Below are 2,215 nucleotides of genomic sequence, written 5' to 3' on the forward strand. Positions count from 1 at the left end.
TTTGCAAAGAATTGGGAGGTTGTACCCACTATGGACTCATCTACCTGATATTGCCAATTACCAGAATAAGTGTCATTGGCGGTGATATTGGGCAATTGTGATTCATTAGATGTATCTTTAAACTTTGATCCAAGTGTCAGTGATTTTAATGCTGTTGTATTTAAAAAAGCAGATTTTATATTTGGGCTTAAGGTAGTAGTATCAAAGTTACTTATATTTAAACTTGTTAGACTGCTCATACCAGAAAACATATAGGACATGTTGGTAACTTTATTAGTATTAAAATTGCTCAAGTCCATCGCTGTTAAACTACTTGCACCACTTAGAAACTGCATCATATTGGTGACATTACTCGTATCAAAACTAGTTAAATTTAAGTCTGTTAACTTACTCGCACTGGAAAACATTTGATACATAGTAGTCACTTGGCTCGTATTAAAATTAGTCAAATCCAAACTAGTTAAACTGCTTGCAGAACCAAACATATACTGCATATTGTTGACCTTACTAGTATTGAATTTACTTAGATCAAGGTTAGTTAAAGCAGATGCATTTAAAAACATGCCCGCCATTGATGTTGCTTCACTTGTATCTAAGTGGGTTAGCCCTTCAATTGATGCCAAATTAGGTAAATTTGTCACATCACCAGTCGTATAACCACCGAATAAAAAACTTGCATCAGATGAGGTACTAACTGCATTTGTAAAAACAATCTTTTTCACATCTGTATTAGAAATTTTTAAAGCATCCGTTCGGTTCCATGGGGAGTCACTTTTTGTAGAAAATGTTCCTCCTGAAGTAAAGGTTAACGTGCCAGTATCACTATCAAATGACCATGGGACATTCCCCCAAAATCGTTGTTGGCGAGTGTAAGTAATTGAATCTGAAACTCTACCATCAAATTTCTGGTTATTGTATTCTTTAAACGATTTAACCGCGATTGTTAAATCTGTTTCAGTATCTGTTGCCCCTAAAGGAACCGTAATCGATGAATTATCATCTACTGTATAGTCCGTTCCATTCACAGTCACAACTGATCCTGCTGGATAAGGTACTCCATCAGGATAATTAGCAAGAATTTTCGGATCCGTACTGGTTTTATCTTTTAATGTTAAAGTTGTGGCATAAGTCGATCCCACTTCTTTCGTTACTGTAGGAGTATTTGTAACTAAAATTGGTATGGAAGATTTATCAACCTTTACAGCTTGAAAAGTATTGTAAAAGCCAGTGGAAGCTGTAATTGCGAACGAATACTCATAAACATCATTAGGAATATTAAGAACATAACCATCCCCATCTATTAAATTTACACCGTTATATTTCATCTGAAAAGTAATTGTCCTTGGGGAAGTGGTCGAGTTATATGTGAAGCTATAATCAAAAGTATAATAACCTGTTGCTAAATTTTGTAATGTTGGTGTAGCAATATTTTTGTCACGCGAAATTGTTCCTGTGCTATCTGTAGACCAAATTCCAATATACGGAACAACAGGGTCACCTGCATTTCTGTAGAAATCAAATACAAAACCAAGCGCATTTGGGAGACCTCCTACTCCTAGATCTCCACCTTTATTACCAGCTTGATTGACAGCTCCTGTATGGAAAATAATACCAATCCCATCAGCCATGGGTGTGCCTTTTTTGAAGTACACCATTTCTTTTCCCGTAATACTAAAATTACTGTCTAATTGGACTTTATTATTAAGATACATTGACCCCAATTGATATTGTTTATCTTCGGTTAGGATAGCATAATCAGAATTGGGATCCCAGTATGCTGGCTTAGTGGGGTCACCAGATAAACTGAAATTATTTTTAACACCTGCTATATCTGTAATTTCTTGATACTCTGTTGTAATAGGGTAAGCGGTAGTTGATGTCGCAAGTGTTACACTCGGCAAGAACCACAGACAAAAAAGACCGACTATACATGTTATGACCCATCTTAACTGTTCCCGTATCTTTTTCTTCATCTCTCTCCATCCTATCCGTCTTTACTAGTATTTTTGTGTGCTCTTCTGTTTAAACCTTGGATTGTTACAGTAACTTTCTCGCAATCCTTAAGACTTAATGATTACTTGAAAGTTATACTGTTGTTACTGATTCGGAACTAAGCAGTTGGGCTATCTGTACCAGTGTCAGACAATACCCAAGTCACTGTACTCTTGTATTGATTGTTTTCTTTTGCGCTACCACCTTTAACTGTCAAGTTAAC

General features: G+C 36.0%; 2 protein-coding genes. Both read right to left on the bottom strand.

Features of this window, described 5'->3' with window-relative positions; all coding sequences use genetic code 11:
- Positions 1-1,973: lectin-like domain-containing protein (locus AC1Z3S_RS19955; RefSeq protein ID WP_461741829.1), on the bottom strand; the 1,973-nt coding region annotated here is incomplete at its 3' end.
- A 137-nt stretch (positions 1,974-2,110) separates the two neighbouring features.
- Positions 2,111-2,209 carry a hypothetical protein gene (locus tag AC1Z3S_RS19960; protein WP_461741810.1) on the bottom strand — a complete coding sequence of 33 codons (99 nt, stop codon included), beginning with the start codon at positions 2,207-2,209 and terminating at the stop codon, positions 2,111-2,113.
- Positions 2,210-2,215 lie beyond the last annotated feature (6 nt).

The organism is Enterococcus sp. LJL90 (assembly GCF_056924355.1).